At 69.0% G+C, this 14691-nt stretch carries 14 protein-coding genes, 1 tRNA gene and 1 pseudogene; 9 read left to right on the top strand and 7 right to left on the bottom strand.

Annotation, left to right across the window (positions count from 1 at the left end):
* Nucleotides 1-157 precede the first annotated feature (157 nt).
* Together ACIBKY_RS13030 and ACIBKY_RS13025 are read left to right on the top strand one after the other, a co-directional pair.
* Nucleotides 158-937: an ABC transporter permease gene (locus ACIBKY_RS13030; protein WP_397096854.1), complete on the top strand. Its 780-nt coding sequence runs from the start codon at nt 158-160 to the stop codon at nt 935-937.
* Nucleotides 934-1683, top strand: coding sequence for an ABC transporter permease (locus tag ACIBKY_RS13025; protein WP_397096853.1), 750 nt, complete (start codon nt 934-936; stop codon nt 1681-1683). Before ACIBKY_RS13030 ends, ACIBKY_RS13025 begins: the two co-directional genes overlap by 4 nt.
* Nucleotide 1684: 1 nt before the next feature.
* Here ACIBKY_RS13025 and ACIBKY_RS13020 read toward each other — a convergent pair whose 3' ends face one another.
* Entirely contained in the window at nt 1685-2344 is a 660-nt protein-coding gene (locus ACIBKY_RS13020) for a methyltransferase (protein ID WP_397096852.1), read from the bottom strand.
* Nucleotides 2345-2400: 56 nt separating this feature from the next.
* On the opposite strand from ACIBKY_RS13020, the gene ACIBKY_RS13015 reads away from it, so the two are divergent.
* Genes ACIBKY_RS13015 through ACIBKY_RS13000 form a run of 4 tightly spaced genes read left to right on the top strand, consistent with a single transcriptional unit; the run spans nt 2401 to nt 6313 of the window.
* Nucleotides 2401-2961, top strand: coding sequence for a pyridoxal 5'-phosphate synthase (locus ACIBKY_RS13015; RefSeq protein ID WP_397096851.1), 561 nt, complete (start codon nt 2401-2403; stop codon nt 2959-2961).
* Between the two features lie 10 nt (nt 2962-2971).
* On the top strand, nt 2972-4540 hold the full coding sequence (locus ACIBKY_RS13010) for a (2,3-dihydroxybenzoyl)adenylate synthase (RefSeq protein WP_397096850.1): 1569 nt from the start codon (nt 2972-2974) through the stop codon (nt 4538-4540).
* On the top strand, nt 4537-5676 hold the full coding sequence (locus ACIBKY_RS13005; RefSeq protein ID WP_397096849.1) for a 3-deoxy-7-phosphoheptulonate synthase: 1140 nt from the start codon (nt 4537-4539) through the stop codon (nt 5674-5676). The genes ACIBKY_RS13010 and ACIBKY_RS13005 overlap by 4 nt, the downstream gene beginning before the upstream one ends.
* A 16-nt stretch (nt 5677-5692) precedes the next feature.
* On the top strand, nt 5693-6313 hold the full coding sequence (locus ACIBKY_RS13000) for a DUF2461 domain-containing protein (RefSeq protein WP_397096848.1): 621 nt from the start codon (nt 5693-5695) through the stop codon (nt 6311-6313).
* A 36-nt stretch (nt 6314-6349) separates the two neighbouring features.
* On the opposite strand, the gene ACIBKY_RS12995 is transcribed toward ACIBKY_RS13000, so the two are convergent.
* Together ACIBKY_RS12995 and ACIBKY_RS12990 are read right to left on the bottom strand one after the other, a co-directional pair.
* Complete coding sequence (locus tag ACIBKY_RS12995) at nt 6350-7114, bottom strand: carbonic anhydrase family protein (RefSeq protein WP_397096847.1); 765 nt, start codon at nt 7112-7114, stop codon at nt 6350-6352.
* A gap of 27 nt (nt 7115-7141) precedes the next feature.
* Nucleotides 7142-7423: pseudogene (locus ACIBKY_RS12990) on the bottom strand (alpha/beta hydrolase family protein); the annotation flags it as partial.
* Nucleotides 7424-7836: 413 nt separating this feature from the next.
* On the opposite strand from ACIBKY_RS12990, the gene ACIBKY_RS12985 reads away from it, so the two are divergent.
* Nucleotides 7837-7913: transfer RNA gene (locus ACIBKY_RS12985), tRNA-Pro, on the top strand.
* Nucleotides 7914-7988: 75 nt separating this feature from the next.
* Here the strand turns inward: ACIBKY_RS12985 and ACIBKY_RS12980 are convergent.
* The 3 genes from ACIBKY_RS12980 to ACIBKY_RS12970 are packed head-to-tail and all read right to left on the bottom strand — an operon-like array spanning nt 7989 to nt 10821.
* Nucleotides 7989-9134, bottom strand: a complete 1146-nt coding sequence (locus ACIBKY_RS12980) for a tyrosine-type recombinase/integrase (RefSeq protein WP_397096846.1) — start codon at nt 9132-9134, stop codon at nt 7989-7991.
* Nucleotides 9131-9331: a helix-turn-helix domain-containing protein gene (locus ACIBKY_RS12975; RefSeq protein ID WP_397096845.1), complete on the bottom strand. Its 201-nt coding sequence runs from the start codon at nt 9329-9331 to the stop codon at nt 9131-9133. Before ACIBKY_RS12975 ends, ACIBKY_RS12980 begins: the two co-directional genes overlap by 4 nt.
* Nucleotides 9328-10821, bottom strand: a complete 1494-nt coding sequence (locus ACIBKY_RS12970) for a replication initiator (RefSeq protein WP_397096844.1) — start codon at nt 10819-10821, stop codon at nt 9328-9330. Before ACIBKY_RS12970 ends, ACIBKY_RS12975 begins: the two co-directional genes overlap by 4 nt.
* A gap of 116 nt (nt 10822-10937) precedes the next feature.
* Between ACIBKY_RS12970 and ACIBKY_RS12965 the strand changes: the two genes are divergently transcribed.
* The gene (locus tag ACIBKY_RS12965; RefSeq protein ID WP_397096843.1) at nt 10938-11768 is read left to right on the top strand and encodes a GntR family transcriptional regulator; all 831 of its coding nucleotides are present in this window, start codon (nt 10938-10940) and stop codon (nt 11766-11768) included.
* 746 nt (nt 11769-12514) lie between these two features.
* Here ACIBKY_RS12965 and ACIBKY_RS12960 read toward each other — a convergent pair.
* Nucleotides 12515-12778: a hypothetical protein gene (locus ACIBKY_RS12960; RefSeq protein ID WP_397096842.1), complete on the bottom strand. Its 264-nt coding sequence runs from the start codon at nt 12776-12778 to the stop codon at nt 12515-12517.
* A 115-nt stretch (nt 12779-12893) separates the two neighbouring features.
* Between ACIBKY_RS12960 and ACIBKY_RS12955 the strand changes: the two genes are divergently transcribed.
* Nucleotides 12894-13670 carry a hypothetical protein gene (locus tag ACIBKY_RS12955; protein WP_397096841.1) on the top strand — a complete coding sequence of 259 codons (777 nt, stop codon included), beginning with the start codon at nt 12894-12896 and terminating at the stop codon, nt 13668-13670.
* Nucleotides 13671-14691 lie beyond the last annotated feature (1021 nt).

Below are 14691 nucleotides of genomic sequence, written 5' to 3'. Positions count from 1 at the left end.
GTGAGCCCAAGGAGCGTGAGCCCAAGGAGCGTGAGCCCAAGGAGCGTGAGCCCAAGGAGCGTGAGCCCAAGGAGCGTGAGCCCAAGGAGCGTGAGCCCAAGGAGCGTGAGCACGGGGAGCGTGAGCACGGGGAGCGTGCGCGCAAGGAGGCCTCGTCATGACCGCCGGGACCGAGGCCGGCCTCGGCAACCTGTTCGGGCAGGGACTCCTGCTGGCCGGGCGCAACATCCGGCTCAACTCGATCGCCGACACCGTCAGCACGATGGTGATCTTCCCGATCATCTTCGTCTTCGGCTTCCTGGCCCTGTTCGGCAACCTGCTGCGGGTACGCGGCATCGACTACGCCCAGTTCCTGCCACCGGCGATCGTCGTGCAGTGGATGTTCTCCGTGGCGATCACCGCGGCCTTCTTCGCCTCCTCCGACCGCCGCAGCGGCATGCTGGCCCGCTACCGCGCGCTCGCCATCAACCGGGGCGCCGTGGTGGTGGGCCGGATGGCCGCCGACAGCGTCCGGGCGCTGCTGGCCATCGCGGTGATCGTCGCGACCGGCTACGTGGCCGGGTTCCGCTTCCAGGCCGGCGCGCCGGCCGCGCTGGGCTTCGTCGCCCTGTCCGTGGCCTTCGCGCTGACGATCTCGGCGGGCACCAGCGCGCTCGGCCTCGTCTCCCGTGACCCGGAGTCGGTCTCCTCGACCCTGCACGTCATCTACCTGCCGCTGCTGATGGTCTCCTCGGCGTTCGTGCCCGCCGACGCCTTCCCCGGCTGGATCGAGCCGGTGGTACGCCACCAGCCGGTCACCGCGGTGCTGGACGCGCTGCGCGCGCTGGCCGAGGGCGGGCCGACGGCCGGGCCCGTGCTCAAGGCGCTGGCGTGGCTGGCCGGGCTGCTGGCGGTCTTCTCGGCGGCGGCCGTACAGGCCTTCAGGAGGGCGACATGAGCACCCTTGCCGAGACCGGCCTGCTCGCCGGTCGCAACCTGCGCCGCTTCGTCAAGAGCCCGCAGCTCGTCGCGGACTCGGTGATGTTCCCGGTGATCCTGCTGTTCCTCATGCTGCTGGTCTTCGGCGAACTCGTCGGCCAGGCCACCCGCGGCTCCTACATCGACCGGCTCGCCCCGGTCATCGTGCTGTTCAGCGCCGCGTACGGGGCGGTCGGCACCGGCGTGGGCTTCTTCACCGACCTGCGCGGCGGCATCACCGACCGGTTCAGGGCCATGGACATCGGCCGGCTGCCGGTGCTGGCCGGGCGCATCGCCGCCGACCTGGCCAGGGCCGTGCTCGTGGGCGCGTTCACCACGGCCGTCGCGTACGCCGCGGGGTTCCGGTTCAGCCAGGGGCCGCTGGCGGTGCTCGCCTTCTTCGCGGTGGTGGCGCTGTTCGCCTGGATCTTCCTGTGGCTGGCCGTCGTCGTGGCGTTGTCGGCCTCCAGCGAGCAGGCGGTCAGCGGGGCGCTCAACACGCCGGTGACGCTGCTGCTGTTCCTGTCGTCGGGGTTCGTGCCGGTCGAGCAGTTCCCCGGCTGGCTGCAGCCCGTGGTGCGGGCCAATCCGCTGTCACTGGCCGGCGACGCGCTCACCGGCCTTTCGAGCGGTGGTCCCGTATTGATGCCCGTGCTTTTCACCGCGGCTTGGGCGGTGGCGGCGACCGCCATATTGGCGCCGCTCGCCGTCCGCCTTTACCGGTGAATTATCGCTGCTGGAATTCGAGGAGGCGGTATTCGATGTGCCCTTTTTCCGCGGCGCATTTGGTGGCGCGCAGCGTCGCGGCCCGCCAGCCGTTGTCCGCGGCCAGCGCGCGCACCCGGTTCTCGTCGCCCAGGTCGGTGAAGCCGAGCAGCAGCCGGCCGCCCGGCTCCAGGTGCGCCGCGGCGTCGCGGAAGTAGGCGGCGTGCGCGGCGTAGCCGGGATCGAAGAACGCCCGCTCCAGCGCGTCGGCGGGCTCACCCTCGACGAAGTTGGAGTTCCAGTAGATGAGATCGAAACGGTCTTCGCTGGTCAACGGCTCGAACAGATCGCCTTGGGCCGTACGGACGACGTCGTCGACGCTGTGCCGTACGGCGTTGAGCCGGGTGTTGTCCACGGCCGCCGCACTGAGGTCCAGGGCGGTCACCGAGGCGCAGCCGCGCAGCGCGGCCAGCACCGAGATGTAGCCGGTGCCGCTGCCGACCTCGCAGAACGACCCGTGCAGGGGATAGGGCAGCCATTCGGCGTAAAGGGCCGACGACTGGGACAGGTGCGGGGCGTAGACGCCCGGCAGGAGGTCCCATTCGAGGCCGAGTAGCTCGAAAGTACGCGGGGTGGTTATTTCTCGATGGCGGGTGATGAGTTTCGCTGCGGCTTCTTGCATGAAAGCGATTATAGGCAATAGGGTTTCAACTGACCAGAGAATGGCAGGAGCAGAAAATGCTCACCGAAAATGCAGTGGATCCGTTGCGGGAGTTCGCCCGCTGGGAGATGCCCGGTTTCGCCGTGCTGGCCACGGCCGACCACCACGGACGCCCCTCCGCCCGCTGGGTGGACGTGGCCTACGTCGACCACGGCTTCGTGTACTTCACCAACCACGCCAGCCGCAAGGCCGCCGACGTCGCGGTCAACCCCATGGCAGCCCTGTGCTTCGCCCTGCTGGAGAAGGGCCGCCAGGTCCGCGTCGAGGGCCTGGTCGCGCGGCTGGGCGAGGTCGAGTCCGACGCCCACTTCGCCAGCCTGCCCCGCACCCTGCAACTGCTGGCCTGGAGCAGTGACCAGCGGTCCGAGATCGGCGACCGGCAGGCCGTGCGCACGCGCTTCGACGACCACCGCGCCCGCTTCACCGGCCAGGAGGTCCCGCGCCCCGTCCACTGGGGCGGCTACCGGCTCACGCCGCGGGAGATGGAGTTCTGGCAGCGCAGGGCCGACGAGATCCAGGACCGTGTCCGTTACCGGCACGCCTCCGGCGGCTGGCACGTGACGCGGCTGGCCCCCTGAGGAGGACCGCATGATCCCCGGATGCGTACCATGGCCGGAGGAGAGCGCCCGCCGCTACCGTGAACTCGGCCTGTGGACAGGACAGACCCTCGGCTCCCTGCTCCACGCCCACGACGAGCGCACCGCGCTCGTCACCGCCACCGGCGGGCGGCGCACCTACCGCGACCTCGCCGGGCGCGCCGCCCGCCTGGCCACCGGCCTACACCATCTCGGCGTACGGCCCGGCGAACGCGTCATCGTGCACCTGCCGAACTCCCCGGAGCTCATCGACACCCTGTTCGCCCTGTTCACGCTGGGCGCCGCCCCCGTACTCGCGCTGCCCCCGCACCGCCACGACGAGATCGGCCACCTCGCCGCGCGGACCGAACCGGCCGCCTACGTCATCCCCGACCACCACCAGGGCTTCGACCACCGCGAACTTGCCCGCCGGATCCGCGGCCCCCGCCAGGTGATCGTGGCCGGGCAGCCGGAGGAGTTCACCCCCCTCGACGCCCTCTACGCGGAACCCGCCGACCTCAAGCCGCCCGCCCCCGGCGACGTCGCGCTCTTCCTGCTGTCCGGCGGCACGACCGGCCGCGCCAAGCTCATCCCGCGCACCCACGACGACTACCTGTGCAACCTCCGGCTCAGCGCCGCCAACGCCCGGCTGACCCGCGACGACGTCTACCTGGCCGCGCTGCCCATCGCGCACAACTACGCGCTCGGCTGCCCCGGCGTGCTCGGCACCCTGCACGCGGGCGGAGCCGTCGCCCTCACCCCGACCCCCGGCCCCGACGACGCCTTCCCGATCATCGAGCGCGAACGCGTCACCGTCACCGGGCTCGTGCCCTCGCTCGGGCTGCTGTGGGCCGAGGCCGCCGCGTGGACCCCGCACCGCCTGGACAGCCTGCGCCTGGTACAGCTCGGCGGCGCCGCGGCGGGCCCCGGACTGGTCGCCGACGTCGAGGCGCGGCTCGGCCGGGTGCAGCAGTCGTTCGGCATGGCAGAGGGGCTGCTGAGCCAGAGCCCGCCCGGCGACGGGCCGGAGTTGCGGGCCCGCGCCCAGGGACGCCCGCTGTCGGAGCATGACGAGATCCGCGTCGTGGACGAGTCGGGCGCCGAGGTGCCCGCCGGTCAGGCCGGTGAGCTGCAGGTGCGCGGGCCGTACACGATCAGGGGCTACTACCGCGCCGGCGACCACAACGCGCGCGCCTTCACCCCCGACGGATTCTTCCGCACCGGCGACCTCGCCCGCACCACCCCGAGCGGCCACCTCGTCATCTGCGGCCGGGTCAAGGACGTGATCAACCGCGGCGGCGACAAGGTGCCCGCCGACGAGGTCGAGGAGCACCTGCTGGCCCACCCGCACGTGCGCGCCGCCGCCGTGGTCGCCGTGCCCGACCACTACCTGGGCGAACGCACCTGCGCCTACATCGTCGCCGGGGACGAACCGCCCACGCTCCCCGCCATCGGCGCGTTCATGCGCGAGCGCGGCGCGGCCGCCTACAAGATCCCCGACCGGGTGGTCGTCGTGCCCGGCCTGCCGCTGACCCCCGTCGGCAAGGTGGACAAGGCGCGACTGCGGGACGAGGCGTCGTGATCGGCGCCGCCCAGCAACCCGACTGGGACGACCCGGCGCTGCTCGGCAGGGTCGTCGAAACCCTGCACGGCCTGCCGCCGCTGGTCCGCGCGCACGAGTGCGACCGGCTCGCCGCCGCCGTCGCCCGCGCGGGCGACGGCGGCGGCTTCGTCCTCCAGGGCGGCGACTGCGCGGAGCGCTTCCGCGAGTCCGGCCCGTCCGACGTGCGCGCGAAACTCGCCCAGCTGTACGGCCTGGCCGCCGCGATCACCGCGAGCACCGGCGCGCCCACGCTCCCGCTGGGCCGCCTGGCCGGCCAGTACGGCAAACCCCGCTCGGCCCCCCACGAGATCACCGCCGACGGCACCCTCGTCCCGTCCTACCGGGGCGACGCCGTCAACAGCCCCGCGGGCGACCCCCGCGCCCGCCGCCCCGACCCGGAACGCCTGCTGCGCGCCCACCGTTGCGCCCGCTCGGTCCTGCGCGTGGTGCGCGAGTCCTGGCCCGGCCGCCCGCCGCTCGAACGGGCCTACGTCTCCCACGAGGCGCTGCTGCTCGACTACGAGCGCCCCCTGGTACGCGACGGCTACGCCGCCTCCGCCCACTCGGTGTGGATCGGCGAGCGCACCCGCCAGCCCGACGGCCCGCACGTCGCCTTCGCCCGGTCCGTCCGCAACACCGTCGGCGTCAAGCTCGGCCCCGCCACGACCCCGGCCCAGGCCGCCCGCCTCAGCCGCCTGCTCAACCCCGACGCCCTGCCCGGCAGGCTGCTGTTCATCGTCCGCCTGGGCAGCACCCGGGTCCGCACCCTCCTGCCGGAGATCGTGGGTGAAGTCGGCAGGCGGGGTATGCCGGTCGTGTGGCTGTGCGACCCGATGCACGGCAACACGGTCCGCATGGGCACCGGGCCCAAGACCCGGCCCATGGAGGCGATCCTGGAGGAGGTCACGGCATTCGTCAGCGTCCTGCGCGCCCGCCACCGCCACCCGGCCGGCCTGCACCTGGAGATGACGCCCGACGACGTCACCGAGTGCATCGCCACGCCCGCGCCGTGCGCGCGGGCACCCCGCCTGCCGCGCTACCGAACGGCCTGCGACCCCCGCCTCAACGCCGCCCAGGCGGCCGAGGTCGTCGAACGGTTCGCCGGACTGCTCTGAAACGGAGGAACCCACCGTGCCCCTGACCGCCAAGGCCTTCGACTTCTACAAGCAGCTGGAAGCCGACAACACCAAGGAGTTCTGGCACGCCCACAAGGACGTCTACGAGCGGGCCGTACGCGAGCCGCTGGAGGAGATGCTCGAAGGGCTGGAGGACGAGTTCGGCCCCGCCAAGCTGTTCAGACCCCAGCGCGACACCCGCTTCAGCACCGACAAGTCGCCCTACAAGACCAGCCAGGGCGTCACCGTGGCCGCCGAGGGCCACACCGGTTACTACCTCATGCTCGGCGCCGACGGCATCCACGTCGGCGGCGGCTTCCACGCCTTCGACACCGACGACACCCGCCGCTACCGCGAGGCCGTGGACGGCAAAGCGGGCGAGAAACTCCGCACGATCGTCGAGCGGCTGGAGAAGAAGGGCTTCTCGCTCGTGGGCGAGCGCGTCAAGACGCGGCCACGCGGCTACTCCGCCGACCATCCGCGCATCGACCTGCTGCGCTACAAGTCGCTGGGGGCCGAGAAGCGCCTGCCCAAGTCGAGGACGACCGGCGGGCAGGCGCTCGGCGCGGTCCGCGACGCCTGGCGCGACGTGCGGCCGCTGCTGGAGTGGCTGACCGGCCCCCGCGCCCCTTCCTAGCCGCTTCCGGACGCTTCCGGGGCCGGGGGCGGGGTGTCAGTGCCGGTAGATGTTCGGCGGGATCGGGTTGTCCTGCAGGGGACGCTTGTTGCCGTGCTCGTCCCACAGCTCGCGGACGCCGGCGATGTGGTGCGGGGTGGCGGAGCCGGGCTGCCGGAAGACGATCCAGGTGACCGGCTTGTCGTACTCCGGCGTGGTGAGCGAACCGGTGTAGCGGTAGAAGGCACGTTTGCCGGGCGCGGGCAGCAGGGCCGCGAGGTTCACCCCATGGACCCGCCTGGTGGCGCCGACCGTGGAAGGCGGCTCGCGCAGGAGGAAGTCGTGCTCCGACCAGCCGTCGCGCCGGGCGTTCACCAGCACCGACAGGACCAGGTAGCCCTGGGCGGGCCCGGCCAGCTCGTGGACCAGATGGGCTTCCAGGGGCGCGAAGCCCCGGCCGGCGAACTTGTGCTCGGCAGGGCCGTGGTAGTGCACGTTCAGCAGGGTGTAGGTCCTGCCGCCGAAGACCACGCGGGAGCCGGAGCCGTTGGGGAGGAAGCGGATGTCGTCGTGTTCACTCGGGGCGCCGCCCAGCGGTTCCCTGTCCTGAAGGGTGACGACGCCGTCGACGACCGGGGCGTAGGCGATGCCGAGGCGGGGCGAGACGGCCGGGCAGGCGGACGCGGCGTCGATCTCGACGGGGCTGTCGACCGCGGCGTCGGTGCCGGTGCCGGGGCAGACGGGGGATCGTGCCTGGGCCGAAGAGGTTAAGAGCGCTGGGATCGCGAAGGTGATCGCGGCCAGTAATCGGGCGATGCGCATGTGTCACCTTTCCATGGATTTTCTCCGTCAGAGGTGACGTTGCCACCAGTCAAGGATGGCGTCGAATCGGGCAATTCGCCGACTGGGCAGTCCGGAACGGGACATCTCATGGCCTTCATCGGGAAACAGCAGCATCCCGGTCTCCACGCCGGGCAACTTCAGCTCCACGAACAGGCGCTGCGCCTGCTCCACCGGTGCCCGCCAGTCGTGTTCGGAGTGGATGATCAGCATCGGGAGGGTGATCCGGCCGGCGTGGGTCAGCGGGCTCTGGTCCGCCCAGGTGGACGGCTCGCCGTACAGGTCGAGGGGAAGGCCCAGCCGAGCCTTGACCCCCGGCCCCGAACGCACGAACGCCAGCCACATCCCGTCAGGCGAGTAGACCGGCGCACTGTCCGGCGGCCCATGGGTGAGCCGCCGAGCCCGCTCGGACCCGTCGGTGGGAACAAGCCAGAGCCCGCCCCGGTAGGCGTCCGCCTCCAGATCGGGACGGGTGACCGCGACCACCGCATGGCGCCCGCCGGGCGAGACGGCAGGCGTACCGAGAACCTGCACCAGGGAAATGTCCGAAGGTTTCATGACCGGCTCCTCACCCTCGGCCCCGGTCCGGATGACCTTGTTCCCACCCCTCCGGGCCTCGCCGGTAATGGCGCGGAGAGGTCCGTCACCCGTGATAGTGTTTTCCACGCAAGGCCGCACGGAACACGCTTCCAGCAGGGCCTTGGCGGGACGTAGCGCAGCTTGGTAGCGCACTTGACTGGGGGTCAAGGGGTCGCAGGTTCAAATCCTGTCGTCCCGACCACGCTTCGGCTGGTCGAGCAGGGTGTCACTCAACAGGTGGCACCCTTTCGCGTTTCCTGAGTGACTAACTGAGTGACTACCGGGCGAAGATCTCGTCCATCGCCGCAGCTCCGCCCAGGAGGACCGGCCGGATCTGCTTGCGGTAGACGGCTTCGGTGACGGCCGTGCCACTGTGGCCGACAAGCCGGGCGATGTCCTCCAGGGGGACGCCCGAGTCGGAGAGTAGCGAGACGAAACTGTGCCGCATCTCGCGAGGCGTCCAGTAGTAGGCGGGCATCCCGGCGTCCTTGACGATCTTCCGGAACGCCCGGCGAACGTTGTGGGCGTCGAGCGGCGTGCCGACGAGCGAGGCGAAGACAAGGCCGTGCTCCTTCCAGTCGTCGCCCGCCGCCTTCTTGTCCTTGCGTTGCTGCCGCCGGTGCGCCTTAAGCGCCTCTACACACCGCTTGGGCAGGGCCAGGGAGCGCCGCGACCGCTTGGTCTTGGTGTCGCCACCCTCACGTACAGAGCGCCACACGGCGATCCACGGCGGGACGCCGTTGCCCGGATCGCTGACGAGGGCAACCTCCTTCCAGGTCAGCGCTCGCAGTTCCTCAGTCCTGGCACCGATCAGGAGCGAGAGCACCACATAGGCGTAAAGGCGCGAATTCTCCGCCGCGTTGAGCAGGGCCGTGGCCTGGTCGAGGGTCAGGGACTTGGACGGGCGGCCCGCCTTGCCCTCAGGTATCTCGCAGAGGCCCACCACGTTGCGCTTCACCTTGTCGCGAGCCTGGGCGAACCTCACCGTGCGGTTCAGGCACGAGTGGAGCAAACGCACTGTGCGGGCAGCAAGCACCTTGGCCTTGCTCACGAGCCACCCATCCACGTCCTCGGCGCTCAGCTCTCGTAGCTTGCGAGCGCCCAGGTCCGGGACGACGTGCTTCTCGCACAACGTCCGGTAGTTGGTGATCGTGTTCTCGTCGCGACCGTGCAAGCCATAGGCGAGCCAACTCGTCACGGCGTCCGCCACCGTGTAGTTCGCCGGACCGCTGGCCAGGCCGTCGTCGTGGTCGCGAATCATCTCCTTGAGCTTGGCCTTGGCTTCGGTTTTGGTCTTGCCGCTGGCCTTCTTGACGATGCGCTTCCCGGCGGGTGTGTAGCCGACCGTCAGTTCGGCGATCCAGCGCTGTCGCGTCTCGTTCCAGTGGAGGCCGCCGTCTCCTCTGCTGCGCCGTGTGGTCATGATGCCTCCCTCTCCAGTAAGGCGATGTAGTCGCTGATGGCGGTGGCGGGGATGAGCCTGGTTCGGCCTTCGGTGACCGAGTGCAGGCGGCCCGACCGGATGAGTTCGTAGATCACGCTGCGGCTCAGACTGAGCAGGCGCATGGCGTCGGGGACGCGGTAGAGGCGCTGCTCGTCGTGCGACGCGGCTGGGGTCATCTGTCCTCCCGCTCTGCTTCGATCGCGCGAGCGGTGGTGATCTGCTGGCGGATGTATTCGGCCAGGACTGCTTCGCCGGGGGTGTAGCCGGTTCCGGCGAAGCGCCAGTGGGCGACGACGGCGGTGGATGCGTCATCGATCGAAGGGAGGCCGTCTCGTTCGCGGGCTTGTTCGATCTGGTATCGGGCGCGGGCGTTGCGCAGGTCGCCCAGGGTGATGGAGTATCGGCGGCTCTTGCTGGAGAAGTGACCCCGGAAGCCGAGCATGTGGGCCCAGGGGCGTAGCCGTAGCTCCGCGAACTCGGGCCGTTTGCCGAGTTCCCAGCAGGTGCGGATCATGCGGCGGGCATGGTCGGTGACGGGCAGGGCGTCTAACAGCAGTCCGTCTTTTAGGCCGGTCCCGTGGCAGCGGGCGCACGAGGTGAAGGTGCTTGCCCGGCCGGAGCCTTTGCAACGGCGGCAGGCGATGCCGAAGTCCAGTGCGGCGCTGCCATCGGAGCCTTTGGTGGCGTATTTGGCGATGTAGGAGGCGACGCCTTCCTCGTTGACGCCGTCGAGGGCGTTGCCGAGGACGATGGGGCGGATATCGATCTGCTCACCCCAGGTCAGGGCCCAGGTGCCGAGGCTGCTTTCGGGCGAGGTGAGGTGTATCGAGTGTGCGGCTTGCCGGATGCCTCGCATGAGCATGCCGTGCTCGGCCCAGTCCGGGGGTCGTTCGTGGGCGCCGTCCGGTCCGTCGAGGCGGATCACAGCATGGAAGTGCACCAGGCCGCGTCGCTGGTATTCGGCGACCTTGGCGAAGGAGACGCGTACCCAGGTGGCCATCTCTCGGGCGCTCATCCCCGCCTGACGGGCCAGTTCGCGCCGCAGGGCCGTGGTGAAGCGTTGCCACAGCATTCCCGCGTGTGCCTGCCACAGCACCGCGCCGGGATAGTCGTAGCAGTCGGCGCAGATAGCTTGCCCGAGCTGTTGATCGCTCGGCTCGTGTACCTGTGCGCAGCCGACCGGTTGACCGTGCTCGCAGATCGTGCGGCTCCTACCCGAGCGGGGGCGGCACCGAAGGGCCCTTCCGTTGACCTCCACGCGCGTGTGCACAGCCCCGAACGAGGGGGCTGTCAGCGTGCAGAACACTCGGGGGTGGGTGCTCACTTCTTCGGGGATGCCCTTGCCGCCGGACAGGCCCGCCCGGATGAGCTGGTAGGTGTCGGCCTGGTAGGTCCGGGCGCAGGCCGGGCAGACGGAGGCACGGCGGTTGCCGCAGGCGACCAGCAGCACGCCGCCTGGTTCGTCGCTCGTCTGGTAGGTGCGCAGGATCTCGCCGTTGTCGGTCTGAACCACGAGCGAGGCACCGACCAGGTGCACCGGATTGGCACATCCACCGGTGGCGGCAACCAGGGAACGCCATCGGTCGTAGCCGGGGTCGTTGACGACGCGGGCGAGGTCGCTCATCCACGCCGGGTGATCTTTCGCGGTGCGGGGGTCATCGTGCATGCAGGTCTCCTCTCACTCGTACCAGTAAATGGCGGCCTAGACGTGCTACGTGGTGAGTCATATCGACAGATTAGCACAACACGTGCTACCTCTTGTAGACAGAGAAAGGAGGCCACATGGCAAACGAGAAGACGGCACGCTGGCGCGAAATCACCGACTTCCTGCGCGGTGACGTGCTGGAGGAGTACTACCAACCCGGCCAAGCCCTCCCGGGTGAAGCCGTCCTGGCCGACCACTACGCCACCTCACGCCCCACCATCCGCAAGGCAATCGCCCAACTCGTCGGCGAAGGACTACTCACCGTGGCGCACGGACGGGGAACCTTCGTCCGTCCCCGCGCCGAACGACGGCTCATCCTGATCGGCCAGTCCACACACGCCGACTTCCTCAGCCCCGCCCACGAAATGATCTCCAACGGGTGGGAATCCGTCAGCGTGCCCAGCGACGCGCAGCGTGAAGGCGTGAACCATCTAGAGCCCCAGCTCACAGCTCCAGGCAGCGACGACGCGACGGTGCTGCGCATCGGCAAGGGCCGCAGCGTCGTCCTCCGCTTCACCTACTGGCAGAGCACCTCCAACCGCGTCCGAATCGCCCTGCACTCCACCGTCATCGCTGATCTCGTAGGCACCGTCGCTGGACAGGGGCGCGAGCGCACAGCCAGCTTGGACGTAGAGCCCGCCGACTACTACAGCCATCTTGAGAAGACCCACGGGCCACTGCGCTGGACCACCACTGCGCATTCCGCCATGCCCTACGGCGGTCTCACCGAAGACCTGGAAATGGAGTCCACCGGAACCCCACTGCTGGTCGTAAGACGGATCATGCACAGCCACGACGGCCGCCCGCTGGAGTACACCGAGATCCAGGCTCCAGGCGACCGCTTCGAGGCTGCGGCCACCGTCGAGGGCGATGCCGATGCAGACGGTTACGTCGCCCTGCGGGTGTGACTGGTTCAGAGTTTCTTTACGGGTTCAAGGGCTCGCTTCGCTCGCCGCGCCGCCGCCCGCTCCGGGCGGCCAGCGCGCCGGGCATGCGGCCTGGGGGCCGGTCCCGGCGCGCGCCGCCCACCGCTCCAAGGCGGCGCGACATTCATCAAGCCATCCCGTCAGAAGCCTGGATCGTCAAGCCGTTCCGCCACCGGCCTCCACCGCTACGCGGCCCCTCCGGGGTGCTTCGCATGGACGCCGGCCGCTGCACTCGCGAGATCGATCACGCACGGGCCAAGGTCCGTACCCCCGCCCCCGATATCGCAGTGTTCGTGTCCCTCGGTCGGCGTCAACTCCGTCTGTGCGCCGCCGATCTCACGGGCTGGGCATGCGGAAGACGGAGTTGACACCTCGGTCGGGCCACACAGTCCGGCAGCTATCGGGGGCGGGGGAAATGTGGGCCGTGCGTAGCCCTGAAAGGCGCTATCGGACGTACCCAGCCAGTAGCGCACCCCAGGTATCCCGCGTCTGCCCGAGTGACTCCCGGTCCGTCTCATGGACACGCGCCACCGGTTCGCCCCGCACCGTGCGCCGGATGAAAGCCCTGCCACCTGCCAGACACAGCTCATACACCGTCGCCTTGCACGCACACGTCCAATCGACCACACGAACTCGCCTCCCGTACGGGTCCAGCGCATTCCACCGCAGCCGCCCGCACCCCTGGCGCATTGGCCTCACGTGCGGGCTCAAGCACTCGTCGAGGGGGATCATGTCGCATCACGCCCTGAAGGGGCGGCTCCCATGCGATCACGCGAGGTGTGCGCCAGCTCCACCCTTTCCTGCGCCTTGAGCATGGGAGCGAGTTGAGCCACGTCGTCGGCATCGAGTGTCTGGAAGAGACCTATTTCGGTCTCGCGTTGCGTCAGACGCCGTCCGTTGCGCGTCGCCCATAGTCGGCCCGCCGAGCTTCGCCAAATGCACCAGCCGGGGAAAGCCGCTTGCAGATCTTGAAGAATGATCGGTTTCGACATGTCCCTCAGCCTGCTTACCCGCGAGTGACGAACCCACCGCGTTGTCGAGACGTCCAGGACGTTTCGGCGTTACGCTCAAAACGTCCCCGGCGTCCCTTCGCCCGTGAGGTGCACTGTGGCCAATGTCGCCCTACGCCGCGCCATGCTCAACGCGCAGGTCACGAACCATGTCCTGGCCTCCCGGTGTGGAGTGGACGTCAAAACGGTGGAACGCTGGTTGCAGGACGAGACGCGTATTCCGCACCAGCGGCATCAATGGGCCGCTGCGGAGGTACTGGGAGTTGAGACAGCCGTGCTTTGGCCAGACGCAATTCGCAATACGGTGAAAACAGGGCCAGATCGGGAAGTGCTGACTGTTTATCCGTATCGCTCCGCGTGCCCGAAATCCATCTGGCGCAACCTCATCAACGCGGCCCGCAACGAGATCGTGTTCGCCGGATACACGAACTACTTCCTCTGGCTGGAACACCCCAACCTCGCCAAGGTCCTCAAGCGGAAAGCGCAGCAGGGCTGCAAGATCCGATTCCTCCTCGGCGACCCGGACAGCGACGTGACCCGCCGCCGGGAGGAGGTGGAGAACGTGCCGCTGACCGTGTCCACCCGCATCCGCATCACGCTCGCGGAGGTTGAGCAGCTACGGGAGGTCCCAGGGCTTGAGGCCAGGTTCGGCGAGGAGCACATCGCTATGAGCGTTTTCCGCTTCGACGCCGAGATGCTCGTGACACCACACCTGGCCAAGCTCGTCGGCCACGACTCGCCGATGCTGCACCTACGCCGCTACCAGGACGACGGACTGTTCGACCGATTCGCCTACCATGCCTCTGAGCTGTGGAGCAACGGCCGCGAAGTGTGGCAGCAGCCCCAGGCCACGAACCCCATGCTGAGTGACTAACTGCGTGACCATCGCCCCGGACGGGCTTGGATCTCAGCAAACCGTCGTGGACTGTTCCAGCAGGTGAGGGCGGAATCCCTGGTGGTCCCGCCCTCCCGTGAAGTGCCTGGGGGTCAAGGGGTCGCAGGTTCAAATCCTGTCGTCCCGACCAGGTGGTCGGAAAGAATGCCCAGGTTGGGGCCTTGAATCACTGCGGTGAGACGAGGCCCTTGATCGTTTCCGGGCCCGCCTCTCGCCTGTTGATCATGCCCTGCCAAGCAGTTCGGCGAGCTTCTCCGAACCCGGCTTGAGACCCGCCGGATCGGGATCCGCTTCGTGAACCAGAGATCGGCATGACCGCCCACGCGGACACGACCGTGCCCGGCACGCCGTTGTTCGCCCAGCGCGCCCATCGGCGTAGGGCCGCGGCGTAAGGTCATCGCCTCGGACGATCTCATGACATTTCGCGAACTGCCCGATATTGAGGTGTGACGCGGCACGCTGATCGATACGGTAGGAGACAGTTCACGGACCCGAAAGGCGCAGGTCGAAGAGCATCGGTTGTCTTCCACGGATACAGCCGGCGCTCGCTGACACATCTACGCCCTTTCCGGGCGCGTGAGCTGGTCAGGTCTGGTGCTGGCGCGGGTCGAAGTCTCGTCGGTTATCCACTGTTAATGGAGAGGTTGCGGGTTCGAGTCCCGCCGGAGGCCTGGGTCTCCGTAGCTCAATCGGCAGAGCGCTTAATGCCGGTGGGCGCACCTACATCCGTGTCAGTTCCAGGCCTGATCGCTCGTCAGCTCTGCCGGCGGTGCGGGTCGAATCTCTATCGGTTATCGCCTCTCATGCGGGAGACGCAGGTTCAAATCCTGCCGGGCCGGCCACGTCGGTCTGTCGTCCAGCGGCCAAGGACGCCTTAACACCGGTGAGTCCTCCACATCCGTACCGCTGGCAGGGCTGACGAGCAGGGGAGCGGGTCGAAGGTCGTCGGTTATCGGGATCAGAAGGTCGCAGGTTCGAATCCTGCCCACCCGAAGTTTCG

The organism is Nonomuraea sp. NPDC050394, from assembly GCF_044459065.1.
Taxonomy (GTDB): domain Bacteria; phylum Actinomycetota; class Actinomycetes; order Streptosporangiales; family Streptosporangiaceae; genus Nonomuraea.
This window is presented reverse-complemented; position numbering and strand designations above follow the sequence as displayed.

Bases quoted from the DNA above. Each gene is read 5' to 3' on its own strand.
- ACIBKY_RS12995 (WP_397096847.1), bottom strand. From the start codon at position 7,114: ATGCGCATCGCCCGATTACTGGCCGCGATCACCTTCGCGATCCCAGCG.
- ACIBKY_RS13015 (WP_397096851.1), top strand. From the start codon at position 2,401: ATGCTCACCGAAAATGCAGTGGATCCGTTGCGGGAGTTCGCCCGCTGG.
- ACIBKY_RS12965 (WP_397096843.1), top strand. From the start codon at position 10,938: ATGGCAAACGAGAAGACGGCACGCTGGCGCGAAATCACCGACTTCCTG.
- ACIBKY_RS13030 (WP_397096854.1), top strand. From the start codon at position 158: ATGACCGCCGGGACCGAGGCCGGCCTCGGCAACCTGTTCGGGCAGGGA.
- ACIBKY_RS12980 (WP_397096846.1), bottom strand. From the start codon at position 9,134: ATGACCACACGGCGCAGCAGAGGAGACGGCGGCCTCCACTGGAACGAG.
- ACIBKY_RS13010 (WP_397096850.1), top strand. From the start codon at position 2,972: ATGATCCCCGGATGCGTACCATGGCCGGAGGAGAGCGCCCGCCGCTAC.
- ACIBKY_RS13025 (WP_397096853.1), top strand. From the start codon at position 934: ATGAGCACCCTTGCCGAGACCGGCCTGCTCGCCGGTCGCAACCTGCGC.
- ACIBKY_RS12960 (WP_397096842.1), bottom strand. From the start codon at position 12,778: ATGTCGAAACCGATCATTCTTCAAGATCTGCAAGCGGCTTTCCCCGGC.
- ACIBKY_RS12975 (WP_397096845.1), bottom strand. From the start codon at position 9,331: ATGACCCCAGCCGCGTCGCACGACGAGCAGCGCCTCTACCGCGTCCCC.
- ACIBKY_RS12970 (WP_397096844.1), bottom strand. From the start codon at position 10,821: ATGCACGATGACCCCCGCACCGCGAAAGATCACCCGGCGTGGATGAGC.
- ACIBKY_RS13020 (WP_397096852.1), bottom strand. From the start codon at position 2,344: ATGCAAGAAGCCGCAGCGAAACTCATCACCCGCCATCGAGAAATAACC.